General features: G+C 60.5%; 16 protein-coding genes. 14 read left to right on the plus strand and 2 right to left on the minus strand.

Translation table 11 applies throughout. The annotated features are described in order from the left end of the window. Positions 1 to 599 precede the first annotated feature (599 nt). Positions 600 to 1403, plus strand: a complete 804-nt coding sequence (gene exoR, locus K9B32_RS10540) for an exopolysaccharide production regulator ExoR (RefSeq protein WP_224561865.1) — start codon at positions 600 to 602, stop codon at positions 1401 to 1403. Between the two features lie 82 nt (positions 1404 to 1485). Here exoR and xth read toward each other — a convergent pair whose 3' ends face one another. Then, entirely contained in the window at positions 1486 to 2277 is a 792-nt protein-coding gene (gene xth, locus K9B32_RS10545) for an exodeoxyribonuclease III (protein WP_224561831.1), read from the minus strand. Positions 2278 to 2399: 122 nt separating this feature from the next. Continuing rightward, on the minus strand, positions 2400 to 2732 hold the full coding sequence (gene erpA, locus K9B32_RS10550; RefSeq protein WP_007788894.1) for an iron-sulfur cluster insertion protein ErpA: 333 nt from the start codon (positions 2730 to 2732) through the stop codon (positions 2400 to 2402). Positions 2733 to 2945: 213 nt separating this feature from the next. Here erpA and K9B32_RS10555 point away from each other — a divergent pair, with 213 nt between their 5' ends. The 13 genes from K9B32_RS10555 to K9B32_RS10615 all read left to right on the plus strand — a co-directional run bounded on the left by K9B32_RS10555 (position 2946) and on the right by K9B32_RS10615 (position 18128). After that, positions 2946 to 4163, plus strand: coding sequence for a deoxyguanosinetriphosphate triphosphohydrolase (locus K9B32_RS10555; protein WP_224561832.1), 1218 nt, complete (start codon positions 2946 to 2948; stop codon positions 4161 to 4163). 65 nt (positions 4164 to 4228) lie between these two features. Next, positions 4229 to 5986 (plus strand): arginine--tRNA ligase, encoded by a 1758-nt coding sequence (gene argS / locus K9B32_RS10560; RefSeq protein WP_224561833.1) that lies wholly within the window; start codon positions 4229 to 4231, stop codon positions 5984 to 5986. A gap of 59 nt (positions 5987 to 6045) precedes the next feature. Continuing rightward, on the plus strand, positions 6046 to 9024 hold the full coding sequence (locus tag K9B32_RS10565) for an SPOR domain-containing protein (protein ID WP_224561834.1): 2979 nt from the start codon (positions 6046 to 6048) through the stop codon (positions 9022 to 9024). Positions 9025 to 9133: 109 nt separating this feature from the next. Continuing rightward, a complete protein-coding gene (gene nagZ / locus K9B32_RS10570) occupies positions 9134 to 10147 on the plus strand; it encodes a beta-N-acetylhexosaminidase (RefSeq protein WP_224561835.1) in 1014 nt (337 codons plus the stop codon). 21 nt (positions 10148 to 10168) lie between these two features. Continuing rightward, complete coding sequence (locus K9B32_RS10575; RefSeq protein ID WP_224561836.1) at positions 10169 to 11029, plus strand: segregation and condensation protein A; 861 nt, start codon at positions 10169 to 10171, stop codon at positions 11027 to 11029. 32 nt (positions 11030 to 11061) lie between these two features. Further along, on the plus strand, positions 11062 to 11742 hold the full coding sequence (gene scpB / locus K9B32_RS10580; protein ID WP_224561866.1) for an SMC-Scp complex subunit ScpB: 681 nt from the start codon (positions 11062 to 11064) through the stop codon (positions 11740 to 11742). Between the two features lie 185 nt (positions 11743 to 11927). Continuing rightward, entirely contained in the window at positions 11928 to 12128 is a 201-nt protein-coding gene (locus K9B32_RS10585; RefSeq protein ID WP_007788905.1) for a twin-arginine translocase TatA/TatE family subunit, read from the plus strand. Positions 12129 to 12177: 49 nt separating this feature from the next. Next, positions 12178 to 12798, plus strand: coding sequence for a Sec-independent protein translocase protein TatB (tatB, locus tag K9B32_RS10590; protein WP_224561837.1), 621 nt, complete (start codon positions 12178 to 12180; stop codon positions 12796 to 12798). Continuing rightward, a complete protein-coding gene (gene tatC / locus K9B32_RS10595) occupies positions 12795 to 13622 on the plus strand; it encodes a twin-arginine translocase subunit TatC (protein WP_224561838.1) in 828 nt (275 codons plus the stop codon). Before tatB ends, tatC begins: the two co-directional genes overlap by 4 nt. Positions 13623 to 13715: 93 nt before the next feature. Beyond that, on the plus strand, positions 13716 to 14999 hold the full coding sequence (gene serS / locus K9B32_RS10600) for a serine--tRNA ligase (RefSeq protein ID WP_224561839.1): 1284 nt from the start codon (positions 13716 to 13718) through the stop codon (positions 14997 to 14999). Between the two features lie 4 nt (positions 15000 to 15003). Then, positions 15004 to 15771 (plus strand): 5'/3'-nucleotidase SurE, encoded by a 768-nt coding sequence (gene surE / locus K9B32_RS10605; RefSeq protein WP_224561840.1) that lies wholly within the window; start codon positions 15004 to 15006, stop codon positions 15769 to 15771. 6 nt (positions 15772 to 15777) lie between these two features. Further along, the gene (locus K9B32_RS10610; protein WP_007788910.1) at positions 15778 to 16431 is read left to right on the plus strand and encodes a protein-L-isoaspartate(D-aspartate) O-methyltransferase; all 654 of its coding nucleotides are present in this window, start codon (positions 15778 to 15780) and stop codon (positions 16429 to 16431) included. A 137-nt stretch (positions 16432 to 16568) separates the two neighbouring features. Next, positions 16569 to 18128 carry a peptidoglycan DD-metalloendopeptidase family protein gene (locus K9B32_RS10615; RefSeq protein WP_224561841.1) on the plus strand — a complete coding sequence of 520 codons (1560 nt, stop codon included), beginning with the start codon at positions 16569 to 16571 and terminating at the stop codon, positions 18126 to 18128. Positions 18129 to 18155 lie beyond the last annotated feature (27 nt).

Below are 18155 nucleotides of genomic sequence, written 5' to 3' on the forward strand. Positions count from 1 at the left end.
CAGTTTTTTACCAGCATTTGCGTAAGATGATCTGACGGCGAAATTGTCCATTTCCCGCCACAAACTAGGCGCAGCGCTATAGACGGGCGAGGGAATGACAGGCGTAAGGTGTGCGTAAAAGAGTACGATGAGCGAATTCGCGACGGGTACAATCAGGATGGGTGTAGCTTACGGCAAAGATGCCGCGGCCGACGCCATTTTCCTTTTCCCGCAGGACGATTCCGCTTCAAAAATACGCTCTGACGTTGCGCTTCCAAGCCTCTCTTTCTTCTCGTTTTCAAACCGATCGGCATTATCGGAATCAGCGTCCGGTAACGACGACACAGGTTTGGTCACAATTGGTGATTATCTTTTTCTCGACGGCGGAAAGGCAGATGTCCTGGCCGCGGGAGTGAGGCAGACGGCATCGCGGGCGAGCCCCGCCGGACAGCGGGCGGAGAGGGTCGATGCGCTTGGAATTGAGGCTCTCGAGGGAGGGCTTAGGCTGGATGCGACGCGGGCAAAGGGGCCTTTGAGCCCACCGCGGGATCGCTCGCCGGGAGGAATGCATCCGCGGATCGAAAGTCCGCATGGGTGGGAAGCGAAAGAAACCGAGTGAAATGCTGACGTCCGAGTTCAGACCTTTCAGATTGATGCTCATGGGGCTTTCCGTTGCCTGTTGCGCGGCAATTACATCGCCTGCGAGCGCATTCGACATTAAGTCGGGCGTCTCGAAAGAGTCCGGTCCCTTCGATCTCTTCAAGTTTGGTTTCAAGGCCTATAAGAACGGTCAGAAAGAAGAAGCGGTTGAAGCCTATAAGTACGCCGCCGAGAAGGGCCATACAGGCTCACGCTGGGCGCTCGCCAACATGTATGCTGACGGCGATGGCGTCGCGCAGGATGACTTCGAAGCCTTCAAGATCTATAGCGAGATCGCGCAGCAAGGGGTGGAGCCCGGCTCTGAAGACACCGGCTTCTTCGTCAACGCGCTGCTGTCGCTTGCCAATTATTACAAGCGCGGTATTCCTGGCAGCCCTGTTAAGACCGATCTCAACCAGGCGCGTCAGCTTTATTTTCAGGCTGCCTCCACCTTTGGTGTCGCTGAGGCGCAGTTCCAGCTGGCGCAAATGATGCTGGCGGGCGAAGGTGGCAGCACCAGCACTCAGCAGGCAAAGAAGTGGCTCAACCAGGCCCGCAAGAGCGGCCATCCCGGTGCCATGGCCGTGTTCGGCAATATCCTTTTCCAGGAGGGGCAGGCAGCCAACGGGCTCGCGCTGATGACTGCCGCGCTTGACCGCTGCAAGCCGAAGGACTGTGGCTGGATGGAGTCCCTGCAGGAGCAGGCCTTCTCCGTCGCGAGCGAAAGCGACCGCCGCTCGGCCGTGGCGCTTTCTCACAAGATTGCAGCTAGCGGCGCCGACTAAGCGCGTCCTTCCGACAGCGGAGGCGTGTTTAGCGATAGCTGGAACCCGGGTGCGCGAAACGTTGAAGGCGATGCGCCTTAACTCAGGCCGCGAAATCGAAATAGGCCACGACAGGCACGTGGTCTGACGGCTTCTCCCAGGCACGAACGTGCTTTTCAATCGCTGATGATGTCATGCGGTCGGCGGCTTCCGGTGAAAGCAGCAGGTGGTCGATGCGGATGCCGTTGTTCTTCTGCCAGGCACCGGCTTGATAATCCCAGAACGAGTAGAGTTGAATGGCATCCGTCGTCGCGCGCACGGCATCGGTCAATCCAAGGCCTTCAAGTCGACGGAAAGCCTGGCGCGTTTGCGGCAGGAACAGCGCGTCATTCTCCCAGACCTTTGGATCGAAACAGTCATGCGGCTCCGGGATGACGTTGTAGTCGCCGGCAAGGATCAGGATTTCCTCGTAAGCCAGGCGCTCGGCCGCGAATGTGCGTAACCGTTCCATCCAGGCGAGCTTGTAGGTGTATTTCTCGGTTTCAACAGGATTGCCGTTCGGCAGGTAGAGGCAGCAGACACGCGCGACGCGATTGCAAGGAAGCGAAAACACGGCTTCCAAGAAGCGAGCCTGCTCGTCCAGCGGATCGCCCGGCAGCCCGCGGCTCACTTCATCAGGCTTGGTCTTGGAAAGGATCGCGACGCCATTGAAGCCTTTCTGGCCGTGCGTCTCGACATGATAGCCCATTGCTTCGATTTCGAGCCTGGGAAAACCCTCGTCAATCGTCTTGATCTCCTGCAGGCAGACGATATCGGGATTGGAGTCTTTCAGCCATTGCGCCAGGTTGTCGATGCGCGCCTTGACGCCGTTGATGTTCCAGGTCGCGATCTTCATGGGGGTGTCCTGTTCCGCTTCGTCGGTCTCTTGTATCGTGCTCCTTCGAGCGCGGACAAGACTATAAACCGGCCGCAAGAGATTCTTCGGCCGGTTCGGTGTGGATTACCCTGAGGGATCGATCAGATAGAGAAGCTGGTGCCGCAGCCGCAGCTTGCAACCGCGTTCGGGTTCTTGATCTGGAAGGACTGTCCGAGCAGGCTATCGACGAAATCGATTTCGGATCCCGCCATATAGACCAAGGAGAGGCTGTCGATCAGCACCTTGGCGTCATTCTTCTCGACGACGGTGTCGTCATCCTGCGCATTATCGGCAAGGTCGAACTTGTAGGAAAAGCCCGAACAGCCGCCGCCTTCCACGGAAACGCGCAGCGCGCTCTTCCCGGGTTCCGTGCCGACGATTGCCGCGATTCGTTTTGCCGCGGCATCGGAAAGGGTTACACTTGCGTCCGTCATATTTGCTCCTGCCGGGGTCAAGATCCGGAGAGAATAACTGTTGGCCGTTGGTTTCAAGCGGCTGATTTCAAAGCTACTTACGCTCTATACCACGAAAGCGCAGTTTCGGGCAAAATGACCGCGAAAGCATCGCTTTGCCGTTTACGTTCTCTATAGGTATGAAGAGCGCAAGGCCGCGTCAATGGGCGGCCGCATTTCGGGTAACGGTGACGAATGGCGATCGACAGGCATGCTTTGGGATACGGCAACAGTGACAGGGCGGTCTATGCCGCCGATCCCTGGTCGACGCGCGGCAGGCTCTATCCCGAGGACCTCAGCCCCACCCGTTCGGATTTTCAGCGCGACCGCGACCGCATTGTTCACACGACGGCATTTCGCCGATTGAAGCACAAGACGCAGGTCTTCATCGCGCAGGATGGCGATCACTACCGCACCCGGCTGACACACACGATCGAGGTTGCGCAGGTGGCCCGCGCCCTTGCCAGGGCACTGAAGCTGGACGAGGACCTCGCCGAAGGTGTCGCGCTTGTCCATGACTTTGGCCACACGCCCTTCGGCCATACCGGCGAGGATGCGCTGCATGAGGTTCTGCTGCCCTATGGCGGCTTCGACCACAACGCCCAGTCGCTGCGCATCGTCACCAAGTTGGAGCGCCGCTATGCCGATTTCGATGGCATCAATCTGACATGGGAAAGCCTGGAGGGGCTCGTCAAGCACAACGGTCCGCTCCTGACCAAGGACGGTGCGGGCACGCGCGGGCCGGTTCCGCAGCCGATCCTCGACTATTGCGAGATCCACGACCTGGAACTGGATACCTATGCAAGCCTGGAAGCGCAGGTTGCCGCGATCGCGGATGATATCGCCTATAACACGCATGACATCGATGACGGGCTTCGCTCCGGCTATTTGACCTTCGACATGCTGGAGGAGATCCCGTTTCTGGCGGGTCTGATGGCGGAGGTACGGGAACGCTATCCAAACCTCGAGGCCAGCCGCTTTACCCACGAGATCATGCGCCGCCAGATCACGCGTATGGTCGAGGACGTCATTTCCGTCGCCCAACAACGCCTTGCGGCGATTAAGCCGAAGTGCGCAACGGACATTCGCCAGGCCAATCGCGTGATTGCGACATTCTCCGACGCGATGTCTGAAACCGACCGGCAGATCAAGGCAATGCTTTTCAAGCGCATCTACCGGCATCCCGATATCATGCGCATCCGCGCCGGCGCTGCGCAGATCGTGACCGATCTCTTCGGCGCCTATATGGCCAATCCGAAGGAGATGCAGAGCCACTATTGGGTGGATCATATCGCCGGTCTTGCCGAAGCGGCGAGGGCGCGCCATGTCGGCGACTATCTTGCGGGGATGACCGATACCTACGCGATCAGTGCCCACAGGCGATTGTTTGACCGCACTCCGGATTTGCGATAGGCAGCGGTCGCCCGGCCAAGACCGGACAAATGCCTTGTGGCAAAGCCTATGCATGGAAGAGTGCGATGAACCTTTTTACCGATTTTGAAGCCAGGATTAAAACCGCCCTTGAACAGATTGATCTGGTCAGGGAAAAGCGATCCGAGCTGGATTTCGACCGCATCGCAATCGAGCCGCCACGCGACGCGAGCCACGGTGATGTTGCGACCAACGCAGCAATGGTGCTGGCAAAGCCGCTCGGCACCAATCCGCGCGCTCTGGCGGAAATCATCGCCGAGAAGTTGAAGGAAGACGCCGACGTCGCAGACGTCTCGGTGGCTGGCCCCGGCTTTATCAACATCAAGCTCTCCGTCGGCTACTGGCAGCGTCTGCTTGCCTCGATGATCGAGGCCGGCATAGACTACGGCCGCTCCGCAATTGGTGCAGGCAAGCGCGTCAACGTCGAATATGTATCGGCGAATCCGACCGGGCCCATGCATGTCGGCCACTGCCGCGGCGCCGTCGTCGGCGACGCGCTGGCCAACCTGCTGTCCTTCGCCGGCTTCGAGGTCGTCAAAGAATACTATATCAACGATGCCGGCTCGCAGATCGACGTGCTGGCGCGCTCGGTCTTCTTGCGTTACCGCGAAGCTCTCGGCGAGAAGATCGGAGAGATTCCGCCCGGACTTTATCCGGGCGATTACCTCGTGCCCGTCGGCGAGTCACTGGCCCGTGACTACGGTGTCAGGCTGCACACTATGACCGAAGATCAATGGATGCCGATCGTCAAGGATCGTACGATCGACGCAATGATGACGATGATCCGTGAGGATCTGGACGCGCTGAACGTGCATCACGATGTCTTCTTCTCGGAGCGCACACTGCATGCGCACGGCGCTGCTGCTATCCGCACCGCAATCAACGATCTGACATTCAAGGGACACGTCTACAAGGGCACGCTGCCGCCGCCAAAGGGTCAGTTGCCGGAGGACTGGGAAGACCGCGAGCAGACGCTGTTCCGTTCCACGGAAGTCGGCGACGATATGGACCGGCCGCTGATCAAGTCGGACGGCTCCTATACCTATTTTGCTGCCGACGTTGCCTACTTCAAGAACAAGTTTGACCGCGATTTCAACGAGATGATTTACGTTCTCGGTGCAGACCACGGCGGCTACGTCAAGCGCCTGGAGGCTGTTGCTCGGGGTGTTTCCGAGGGCAAAGCAAAGCTGACCGTCCTTCTTTGCCAGCTTGTCAAGCTGTTCCGCAATGGCGAGCCGGTGAAGATGTCGAAGCGCTCGGGCGACTTCGTGACGCTACGCGAAGTCGTAGAGGAGGTCGGTCGCGATTCGGTCCGTTTCATGATGCTGTATCGCAAGAGTTCGGAACCGCTGGACTTCGATTTCGCCAAAGTAACGGAGCAATCGAAGGACAATCCGGTGTTCTACGTGCAATATGCGCACGCACGCTGCATGTCTGTTTTCCGGCAGGCGAAGGAAGTGTTTCCGGACCTTGACGTGACGCCTGCCGAGCTTGCGAAAGCGGCGGCGGGGATCTCGGATCCCGCGGAATTGCAGCTGGTTGCGAAGGCCGCCGAGTTTCCACGCTTGGTCGAATCCGCGGCGCAGTCACAGGAGCCCCATCGCGTCGTTTTTTACCTCTATGATCTGGCAAGTTCTTTCCATGCGCACTGGAATAAAGGTAAGGATCAAGTAGACTTACGATTTATTAACGATAAGAACCGAGAATCGAGTATAGCCAGATTAGGGCTGGTGTACGCCGTTGCGTCGGTTTTGAAGTCGGGACTTGCCATTGCGGGTACCGCTGCGCCGGATGAGATGCGGTAGCGTCACCATTTACCCACAATGCTCTGGCATAAACCTTAGCAGTTGCGAGTGGGATGAGTATGGCAGACAAACAGCGGGCGTATGACACGCGTAAGAATACGGACCTCTTTGCTGACGACGACCCTTTGGCGGAACTTGCTCGCATCGTTGGCTTTGAGCCGCGGGTAGCAGCGAATACCGTCGAAGACGCCCCCCGACAGGAACCGGCGTTCAATCTCGAAGATGAGCTGTTGCGCGAATTCGAGCGTTACGACGAACCTCAGTCCGCTGCGTCTTTCGATCGTCTGCCTGAGCCCGTCTTGGAGCAGCCGGCGGCCTATGAGGCTCCTATCGAAGCCGATACTTTGCCGGCTGGCGAGGCCGAGGCCGAATTTGTCCCCGAATTTGTCACTGAGCCTGAGGTTGTCAGCGAACCGATGGGTCGTCAGCCTTTTGACGTGGCTTCCAACCTAACCTCTGCCGCTTGGGCGTCGAGTGCCGTTCGAGAGGGCGAGCCAGTCGCCGGTGGTGCACGGGATCTGATCGAAGAACTCGAAATGTCGATCGGCGCGACGCCCGCTCCGGCTGCGCCCGTTGCGCCTGCCAAGGCGCCACAGTGGTCTGCAGCCAGTATCCGGCTGCCAATCGCCAACTTCCATCCGGCGCGCCGCGATGAGGCCTCATCTGCGCCGATCGTCCCCGTTGCTGCTCCCGCGCCTGAACCGGCCGTGGTTGCATCGGAGAGCGTTGCTGCCTTCGACGTGCCTGTTGCCGCGGGTTTCCCTGCTGAAATCGATCGCCATGAAGAACCCGAGACGGTTCCCGATGCGTCTGAGATGCGCCAAGAAGCGCCGGTCGTTGAAGCTCTCATCGATCACAGCGCCTTCGACCTGGCTGCTGCCGCAAAGGATGATGGCGCTGTTCAGGCGGATGCCGCGCTGACCGAAGCCGCGCCCACGGAGGTCGACGATATTGCCTTCGATATCGATGAACTCCTCGCGGACGTGTCGCATTACCCCGTTCCCGAGCGCCAGATCATGGCCGCGGCTGATGTCGCAGAGATGCCACGCTCGCCGGAAACGGTCCGCGTTGCCGCGCCTGTTGTGGCACCGTTGCCGAAGCCGGTCGAGCCGCCTGTGTCTGTTCCCACGGCCAAAGCCGAACCGGAAGGTGACGATCCTTTCGCCGGTCATGACTTTGAGCTTGATCTTGAAGGTATCGAGCTGGAACTCGCCGATTTTGACTTTGCTGAGCCGGTAAAGGTGCAGCCGCAGGCTGTCGAGTCGCAGCGAGTTCAGGCGCAGCATGTCGAGGCAGTTAGACCGCAGCCAGTCGCCCCAGTGCCCGCTTTCCAGCCGCCGCCGGCCCCAGCTCCGGTCGTTGTCGCGGCCCCGATCAGTCGGATTCCGGTAGAGGTACCGCCCGTCGCCAAGGCGCCTGCTTCGCCTGCATTCTCGGCTGACGCCGGAGACGACCTTCCGTTCGATCCGTCGATGATTTCGGATGCGGAATATCATCCGGAAGCTGTTGAAGAAATGCATGTGCCGGTACTGCCGCCCGTCGAGCAGCCGGAACCGGTCGTAGCGACCTCCGACTTCGATTTCGACGTCGACGCTGAAATCGCCAACCTTCTCGCGCCCGCCAAGCCAGCAGAAACGCCTGCTAAGCCGGCCGTCGAGGAATGGCGGACCCGTGCGCCAATCTCTGTCGCGCCGACCGCTGCGCCAGTTGCCAAGCAAGTTCCGTTGCAAAGCCTGGACGAATTCGAGCGCGCCTTGGAAGAAGATTTCCGCCGGAGCGTCAACGAGCCGGTCCAGCGCCGCGAGAACGTTTCCCAGGTGCAGATCCAGTCCGCAAGCGAAGCCGAGGATATGAGCCGCGCCCGCTCGATGAAGCGTATGCTGGCTGCGGCCGCCGCGATCGTCGTGTTTGGCGGCGTTGCCTATGCAGGCTATACGTTCCTGGCTCGTGACGGAGGCCTCGGGATCGCTTCCGGCGAGCCGCGCGTGATTACAGCGGACAAGGACCCGGTTAAAGTCGTGCCGGAAAATCCTGGCGGCAAGACCGTGCCGAACCAGGACAAGGCTGTTTACGACAGCGTCGGCGGTGCCGCTGCCGAAGCGCCGAAGCAGAAGGCGCTGGTATCGAGTGACGAGCAGCCGGTGGACGTCGTGCAGCGCACGCTGACGCCGGAGACGCTGCCTGAGGACAATGACAGCGATATCGCGCCGCCAATGGCGACACCGGTCGGCGACACCCAGGATCCGCGCCTGCTGCCTAGCCAGGATACGGCGGTTGCCGACGAAGGCGACAATGGCAACCAGGCTCCGTCGGTTTCTGCCCGCAAAGTCCGCACCATGATCGTCCGACCGGACGGCACTCTGGTTGCCCGTGACGAACCATCGCCTGAAGCAGCTTCGACGCTGCCGAAAGCAACGACTGTTCAGACGCAGAAGATCACAGCTGGCTCGAAGCCCGCTGGCGGCACTGCTGCGAATTTCCCGGCATCGGGGCAGGTCGCCACCGCCGACATCCGTTCGACCCCGGTTGAAGAAACCAAGCCGACCGCGGCGCAGGCTCCTTCGGAAAATGCGCTGGCCAAGGCGGCTGCCGCCACTCCGGCCAACGTCGATCCGCCAGTTCGCGCTGTGAAGAGCTCGACGGTGAGCGACACCGCACCGGCCCCCGTAGGGCGCCCGCCGGTGACTGATGCGGCGAAGGCACCTGAGGCGCCAACTGCACCGGCAGCACAAAAGCCGAAGGACGTTGCCGCTGTTTCGCCGGCAGCAACGCAGGCCCAGCCGACTGCGGCGGCCGGCGGCTACGGCGTCCAGATCGCATCGCTTCCTTCCGAGGAAGAGGCGAAGAAGTCCTACGCGAGCCTTTCGAAGAAGTTTGCAAGCGTGCTGAGCGGCCGCAGCTACGAGATCCGCAAGGCCGAGATTGCAGGCAAGGGCACGTTCTACCGCGTTCGCATCCCTGCGAGCTCCAAGGACGAAGCCGCGGCCATCTGCGAAAAGTACCGTGCCGCAGGCGGCAGCTGCCTTATCTCGAAGTAGGTTTTCGGCAAGCATTCAATCAAAGCGGCGGGCCTCTGGTCTGCCGCTTTTTTTGTGAATGCCGGTTGACCCAGCTCGTATTTCCGCAGGGCACCTCTATGATTCGGGTATGACCGAATCAAAAGCAATGATCCTAGGCTGTAGTGGCCTTTCTCTCACTCCTGACGAAAAGGCGTTCTTCAGCGCTGAGCGTCCTTGGGGTTTCATCCTGTTCGGGCGCAATATTTCGGAGCGGCAGCAGATCAGCGATCTCGTCGCGGAACTGCGCGAAGCTGTCGGTTGGCACGCGCCGGTTCTCATCGACCAGGAAGGCGGACGCGTCCAGCGAATCCGACCGCCGATCTTCCAGCACTATCCCTCAGGGCAACAGCTTGGCGACATCTATCGGCAGGACAGAGAAAAAGGCCTTCGCGCGGCGTGGCTGATGTCGCGGCTACACGCCTTCGACCTTTCTAGTCTTGGCATCAACGTGGACTGCCTTCCGGTGTTGGACGTTCCCGTGGCGGGCAGCAGCAACGTGATCGGCAACCGCGCCTACGGCGGTGATCCGACGACGGTGGTGGCCATGGGCCGGGCCGCTGCCGAGGGCTTGAAAGCGGGCGGTCTTCTCCCTGTGATGAAGCACATGCCGGGCCACGGTCGCGGCTTTGCCGATTCCCATCACGAACTACCGGTTGTCACGGTTTCGCGCGCGGAACTCGAGGCGCACGATTTCCCGCCCTTCATTGCCATGAAGGACGAATTGATGGCGATGACGTGCCATGTTGTCTTTGCGGCCATCGACTCCGAGCATCCGGCAACTACCTCACGTAAGGTCATCGACGGCATCATCCGCCAACAGATCGGCTTCAAAGGGCTGTTGCTTTCCGATGATACGTCGATGAACGCGCTGGCCGGCACGATCGGTGATCGCGCCGCCAACATCATCACCGGCGGATGTGATATCGTGCTGCATTGCAATGGCCACATGGACGAGATGCGACAGGTCGTCGAAAACGTACCGGTCTTGCAGGACCAGTCGCTGTCGCGAGCAGAAGCGGTGCTGAAGAGCTTCCCAACGGCAGACGAGGCCGACGAGGTTTCGATCCGCGCCGAATTCGATGAAATGTTTGCGACTGTCTGATTGCGGAAGGAGCAGGGCAGGGTGACCACGACCAAGGGCACGGAATGGCAACAGACGGCAACGACGCCGATGGACAAGCTGTGGCAGGAAAGCGGTGCGGAACGCGCGAGCTCCGATCCCGCGCTTCTGATCGATGTTGCCGGCTTCGAAGGCCCGCTCGACCTCTTGCTCTACCTTGCCCGCAATCAGAAGGTCGATCTGTCCCGCATCTCGGTGCTTGCGCTGGCAGAGCAATATCTGCAGTTCATCGAAAGCGCGCGGCGGATCCGGATCGAGCTGGCGGCCGACTATCTGGTCATGGCCGCTTGGCTTGCCTATCTGAAATCGCGGCTGCTGATCCCGCAGCAGGCCAAGGACGACGGGCCGTCCGGCGAGGAGATGGCGGCAACGCTCGCCTTCCGCCTGAAGCGCCTGGAGGCGATGCGCGAGGCCGCGAGCGGTCTCGTCAACCGCAACCGTCTGGGGCGGGATATCTTCGCTCGCGGCGCGCCGGAGCACATCCCTGACAGACACCAGTCGGCATATGATGCGAGCCTCTACGATCTGCTGACGGCCTATGCGTCGCTCAGGCAGCGTCAGGCTGTGACGCAGGTGACTATCGCTCGACGTAATGTATGGTCTCTGACGGACGCCCGCGAGCTTCTAACCCGCATCATTGGTGAGATCGGCGACTGGACGGCGCTCGAATCCTATCTCTTGCGTTACATGGCGTCGCCGGAAGACCGGGTCACGGCGATTGCCAGTGCGTTCGCGGCTTCGCTCGAGCTGGTCCGCGAAGGTAAGCTCGAGATTCGTCAGGATGGTGCCTTCCAGCCCCTCTACATGCGGCGAGGCCCTAAACATGCGACGCTGCAGGTCGTCGAACAGGAGCGACCGGCGTGACCGATCTTGAAGACGAGCACATCGATAGCGTAATGGTGGAAGAGACGGACGACGACATCCGGGCGGAGGCTGAAGCAGCGCGGGTTGCTGAAGCACTCGTCTTCGCGTCCGCACAACCCGTCTCCGAAGGCTTCATTGCCGAGCGCTTGCCTCGCGCGTTCAACGTCCGCGCGATCATGCTGCGCCTGAAGGAGCAATATGCCCATCGCGGTGTCAACCTCGTGCAGGTGGATGACGCGTGGGCGTTCCGCACGGCCGCCGACCTCTCATTCGTCATTCGGAGCGACGAGAACGAAACGAAGAAGCTGTCGCGGGCAGCCTTGGAAGTGTTGGCGATCATTGCGTATCACCAGCCGGTGACGCGGGCCGAAATCGAGGATATCAGAGGCGTCCAGACCTCCCGCGGCACACTCGACGTGCTGATGGAGGCAGGTTGGGTTCGGTTTCGCGGTCGCAGGCGTACACCTGGTCGGCCCGTCACGCTCGGCACCACCCGCGATTTCCTCGATCATTTCGGCCTGGAAGAACTGCGCGATCTACCTGGCCTTGAAGAATTGAAAGGCGCAGGGCTACTCTCCGGTCGCATCCCGGCCAATTTCAATATACCGTCGCCTGCCATGAACGACGAGTTGACCGAGGACGAAGATCCGATCACGCAACTCGATCTTGAGGAACTCGGCCTGCTGGCGCCCGGCGGCGGGTCCGAAGACTAATCGGATTTGTCTTGGTTCCGCCACGCATCGCGAAAACAATGCCGATCACAGTTTTTCGAATGTGTATTCTCTTGTCACAGAGGGCGATCCCGTGACATTAAGCGACAATCCACGGGGAACTTTGATGTTGGAATTGGTGTAGGAAGCTCTTACATCTGGAAACATCGCAACAGGGAGTTAGCGTAATGGGTTCTTTTAGCATGTGGCACTGGCTGATCGTTCTGGTCATCGTGCTGTTGTTGTTCGGTCGCGGCAAGATTCCGGAACTGATGGGCGACGTTGCCAAGGGCATCAAGAGCTTCAAGAAGGGCATGAACGACGAAGACAGCACGCCCGAGTCCACGACTGCCAAGACCGTCGATCACAAGGCCGACGAAACCAAGTAATCACCTCCGGGCAAACGTAGCCCCCACGTTTCCCGCTCAGGAGCCTTGAATGTTCGATATTGGCTGGACCGAGCTGCTTGTCATCGCGGTCGTTTTGATCGTGGTGGTTGGTCCGAAGGACTTGCCGCCGATGCTGCGTGCGTTCGGCAAGATGACTCAGCGTGCCCGCAAGGTTGCAGGCGAGTTTCGTGCCCAGTTCGACGAGGCCCTGCGTGAGGCCGATCTGGACGAAGTACGCCAGACACTGACGGACGCGCAGAAGCTGAACCCCGTCGACAGTTTGCGCGAAGCCATGAACCCGCTTCGGCAGATGGGCAACGAAATCAAGGCCGACCTGCAGAAGGCGACGACGGTCGAGAACAAAACCGAGGCTCCGCCCGCTGTCGTATCGGTGCCTGAGCCATCAATGAGCCTGCCAGAAACGCCGCCGGTTGTAGCGCCAGCGCCTATTGCTGTAGCAAGCGTGGAAAATGCGGTGGTTCAGGAGAAGCCTAGGGCAGCCCGTAAACCGCGCGCCAAGGCGGAGCCTGCAGCTGCCGCAGCCGCTGCTCCCGTCGAGAAGCCCAAGCGGGCTTCGACGAGGACCGCCGCCGCCAAGAAGCCCGCGGCGGTTGCCGCCACAGTCGCTCCGAAGAAGACGGCAGCAAAGAAGAAGAAGGATGATGCATGAGCGGTGAGATCGAAGACAAGCCGCAGCCATTGATCGAGCATCTGATGGAGTTGCGCACGCGACTGATCTGGTCGATCGGTGCGTTTTTCGTTGCGTTCATCGCCTGCTTCATATTCGCCAAACATCTCTTCAACGTGCTGGTTTATCCGTACAAGTGGGCCGTTACCTGGGCGAAGCTCGACGTTTCAAAGGCACAGCTCATCTACACGGCGCCGCAGGAGTTCTTCTTCACGCAGGTGAAGGTCGCCATGTTCGGTGGCCTGGTCATCGCCTTTCCGATCATTGCCGCGCAGATCTACAAGTTTGTCGCGCCTGGCCTCTACAAGAACGAGCGCGCGGCCTTCCTGCCGTTTCTGATCGCGTCGCCGATCCTGTTTCTGATGGGCGCTTCGCTCGTCTATTTTTTCTTTACGCCGATGGTCATGTGGTTCTTCCTGTCCATGCAGCAGGCGCCAGGCGAGGGCGACGTCGCAATTTCGCTGCTTCCGAAGGTCTCCGAGTATCTCAGCCTGATCATGACGCTGGTGTTCTCGTTCGGCTTGGTCTTTCAGCTTCCGGTGATAACCACGCTGCTGGCCCGTGTCGGATTGCTGACGTCGGATTGGCTGGCTGAGAAGCGCAAGTTCGCGATCGTGCTCGCCTTTATCGTCGCAGCGGTGCTGACGCCGCCCGATCCGATGTCCCAGATCGGCCTTGCACTGCCGACCATCCTTCTCTACGAGATTTCCATCTACGCGGCGCGACTCGTGGAGCGCCAGCGTGCCCGCGAGGCGGTCGAAGAGGCTGAAGGAACCACGGACGTTGCCAAGACGGACAACGTCTGACCGTTTTCCCTCAATGAGCGCTTCCAAGCATCCGGTCGAGGCCTAGCCGGGCTTTGGCCGGGTCATCTTTTTTTACAACGACCTGGAACGACGATGCTCGATATCAAATGGATCCGTGAGAATCCCGAAGCGCTCGATGCGGCACTTGCCAAGCGTGGTGCCGAGCCATTGTCCGAAAGCTTGATTGCGATCGATGAAAAGCGCCGCTCGGCCATTCAGAAGGTCCAGGACATGTTGTCCCGCCGCAATGCCGCCTCCAAGGAGATCGGCGCGGCGATGGCGCAGAAGGACAGCGAGCTTGCCGAGAAGCTGAAGGCCGAAGTGGCCGACCTGAAGGTGCTGCTTCCGACCGCCGAAGAGGATGAACGTCAGGCGACGGACGAGCTGAACGACGCGCTGTCGCGCATTCCGAACATCCCGCACGACGATGTGCCGGTCGGCAAAGATGAGCACGACAATGTCGTTGCCCGCGTCGTCGGCGAAAAGCCGCGCTGGAATCACACGCCGAAGGAACATTTCGAGATCGGTGAAGCGCTTGGCTACATGGACTTCGAGCGCGCTGCCAAGCTCTCCGGATCGCGCTTTACGGTGCTGACCGGTCCGCTCGCGCGGCTGGAGCGCGCGCTCGGTCAGTTCATGATCGACCTGCATACGAGCGAGCATGGCTACATCGAAGTCAGCTCGCCGCTGATGGTGCGCGCAGAAGCGCTCTATGGCACCGGCAATCTGCCGAAGTTCGAGGAAGATCTCTTCAAGACGACCGACAGTCGGTATCTCATTCCGACCGCGGAAGTGACGCTGACCAACCTAGTACGCGAAGAAATCCTCGACCAGGAGAAGCTGCCGCTTCGTTTCACCGCGCTGACGCCGTCCTTCCGCTCGGAAGCAGGCTCTGCCGGCCGCGACACACGTGGCATGCTGCGCCAGCATCAGTTCTGGAAGTGCGAACTCGTCTCGATCACCGACGCCGAGAGTTCTCTTGCCGAGCACGAGCGCATGACGGCCTGCGCGGAAGAGGTGTTGAAGCGCCTCGGCCTGCATTTCCGCACGATGACGCTGTGCACCGGCGATATGGGTTTTGGCTCGCGCAAGACCTACGACCTCGAGGTCTGGTTGCCGGGCCAGAACACCTACCGCGAAATCTCGTCCTGTTCCGTCTGCGGCGATTTCCAGGCCCGGCGCATGAACGCGCGCTATCGCGGCAAGGAGGACAAGGCAACGAAGTTCGTTCACACGTTGAACGGCTCGGGCACCGCCGTCGGTCGCTGCCTGATCGCTGTTCTCGAGAACTACCTGAACGAGGACGGGTCGGTGACTGTTCCCGACGCTCTGCTGCCATATATGGGCGGTTTGAAGAAGATAGAACGGGCGGCCTGAGCCGATGCGCATTCTGCTCACCAATGATGACGGCATTCACGCTGAAGGCCTCGCAGCGCTGGAGCGGATTGCGCGCACGCTGTCCGACGATGTCTGGATTGTCGCGCCGGAGACGGACCAGAGCGGCCTTGCGCATTCGTTGAGCCTTTCTGAGCCGCTGCGACTGCGCAAGATCTCCGACAAGCATTTCGCGCTACGCGGAACCCCGACCGATTGCGTCATCATGGGCATCAAGCAGGTCATGGACACCAAGCCGGACCTCGTGCTCTCGGGTGTCAACTCGGGCTCGAATGTCGCCGACGATGTCACCTATTCAGGCACCATCGCTGGCGCCATCGAAGGCACCATGCAAGGCGTCCGCTCTTTTGCATTGAGCCAGGCCTATCTCCACCAGGATGGGTCAAGGATCGTTCCATGGGAGGTCTGCGAGGCACACGCGCCGGCTCTTCTCGAGAAACTGATGTCGCTCGAATTGCCCGAGGGCACGTTCCTGAACCTCAACTTTCCGAATTGCCGCCCCGAAGAAGTCGAGGGCGTGGAAGTCACGGCGCAAGGCAAGCTTGCCTTCAACCTGCAGGTCGATGCCCGGTCTGACGGACGTGGCTTTCCCTATTATTGGCTGAGGTTCGGAGAGCGTGCCGGCGCCTTCCTCGAGGGCACCGATATCCACGCTCTGAAGCATCGCAAGATTTCGGTAACGCCTTTGAAACTGGATCTGACTGATTATTCCGTACGGGACCGCGTGGCGCGGGCGCTTTCGGGTACGGAGTAGATTGTTTTGACGGCACGGCTGGTCGAGAAGGAAGGGTTTGCGGCGCTCGTTTTGAGGCTGCGGGCCGAAGGCGTTTCCGATCTGGATCTGCTGACTGCGGTCGAGCAGACGCCGCGCTCTTTGTTCGTGCCGCCGCAGTTCGCGGAGCAAGCCTATTCGAGCCGCACGATCCCGATCGAATGCGGCTCATTTCTGGAGGGCGTCGATCTCGCGGTCAGGATCCTTCACCACCTGAAGATCAAGCCGGGGCAACGTGTGCTTGAGGTCGGTACGGGCAGCGGCTTCATGTCTGCCGTCATGGCCCGCATGGCCGAACGCGTGCTGACGATCGACCGTTACAAGACATTGACGACGAATGCGCAGCGTCGCATCGACTCACTCGGACTCAGAAACGTCATCATCCGCCAGGCCGACGGCAGCGCCGGCTTGCAGGGAGAGGGGACTTTCGATCGCATCGTGGTCACCGCGGCGTTCAATTCGATGCCGCGGTTCTACACCGACCAGCTTGTTTCCGGCGGCTCAATGATTGCACCTCTCATGATCTCCGAGAATGAATGTCGCCTTGTGCGGCTCACAAAAACGGGGAGCCGCTTCGAGCGCGAAGAGCTGTTCGATACACCCTATCTTCCGATCGTCCCGCGCCTTGCGTCTCAACTCTGACGCGAGCCGGTCGCGCGAGTTGCTATGGTTAGCAATCTCTCAAAAAAATCGCGCGGATTCCGGTGCCTTAACCGCATGGTAATACTAACGCGCTTTAATAAACCCACAAATGGTTGCGTTCATCAGTGGGTCGAGTCATGCGTTTCAGTCTTTCGCCAAGAGTAGGCAAGTCTGCCGGTAATGTCCTGATAGCGGCTTTGCTGGCGAGTGCCGCAACGGGTTGCAGTTCCGATGTAACACGTTTCGGTGGTCTTTTCTCGTCATCGGGTCAGGACCAGATGACGACCAACTCCATCCCACGCAGAAATATGCAGGCCGATCCCGTGCCGCAGGCGGATTTGGCGCAGGGCGGCTATTCGGCAAGCAGCCAGGCGATTAGTCAACCCTATCCGGCGCAGCCCGCCTATGGCGCTTCCAGCGCCCGCATGGCCTCGGCACCGGTCTCCGTTCAGCGCTCCGATCTCGCTGCTCCCTCCGCGGTGGCGCCGGCAGCTCCGTCCCGCGAAAAGCAGGTAGCGCTCGCGCAGCCATTCCCCGGGGCCGCCGCTCCGAAGAAATCGGCCCCGGTTCTCGTTCCGCCAAAGACGGCAACCGACTCGATCGTCACCGGCACGACCCCGAAGGTGTCCGGCTGGTCGGCAACCAATGCGCCTTCCGTTACGCTTCGTCCGGGCGAAACCATCGCGACGCTCGCCAATCGCTACGGTGTCCCGGAGAAGGAAATTCTTCGGGTCAACGGCTTCAGGACTGCCGCTGCCGCAAAGCCTGGTCAGATCATCCTGATCCCGACCTTCAACGGAGGCAATGCCGCCAAGGCATCCGCCCAGACGGCCGACCTCTCCAAGGGCGGGCATCTGCCTCAGCCCGGCAAGCAGCAAGAGCAGAACGTCGCCGTCGTTCCGGGTGCGAATTCCGCCCGCGACAAGTCGGTTGCAAATGCCGATCCGGCCGGCAAGCTTCCGGCTGGCGCGGGTAAGGGACCGAAGGGCGCCGGCGGCACCTATGTCGTCAAGCCGGGTGACTCGCTTGCCAAGATTGCCAAGGCAACGGGCACCAGCATCGACGATCTGAAGGCTGCCAACAGCCTGTCGGCTGGTTCGATCCGCATCGGTCAGGAACTCAATCTCCCCGGCGCTTCGCGGGATGGTATGAAAACGGCCTCCATTCCGGCAAAGGCAGAACCGAAGCCGATCGCTGAGCCTGCCGCCGCAACAACGACCGCCGCCGCGCAACCCGCAACCTATAAAGCACCCGTCGCGACCGAGACCGTGGATGAGGCTGCCAAGAAGGAAGTGGCCTCCGCGGCGCCCGAGGCAACCGGCATCGGCAAGTATCGCTGGCCGGTTCGTGGAGCTGTCATTGCGGCCTACGGCGCCAACGTCAACGGCAGTCGTAACGATGGCATCGACATTTCCGTGCCGCAGGGTACTGCGATCAAGGCGGCCGAAAACGGCGTGGTCATCTATGCCGGCAACGGCCTGAAGGAACTCGGCAATACGGTTCTCGTCCGCCACGACGACGGCACCGTTACCGTGTACGGCAACGCCGACACCCTGAGCGTCACCCGCGGCCAGAAGATCCAGCGCGGCCAGACGGTCGCCGTCTCCGGCATGAGCGGCAACGTCAAGCAGCCGCAGGTCCACTTCGAAGTCCGCAAGGATGCGACCCCGGTCAACCCAATCACGTTCCTCGAATAGGTATTGCGTCCGAGGATGTTCAAAAGC

The sequence above is a fragment of the Rhizobium sp. 3T7 genome (genome assembly GCF_020166565.1).
GTDB lineage: Bacteria > Pseudomonadota > Alphaproteobacteria > Rhizobiales > Rhizobiaceae > Rhizobium.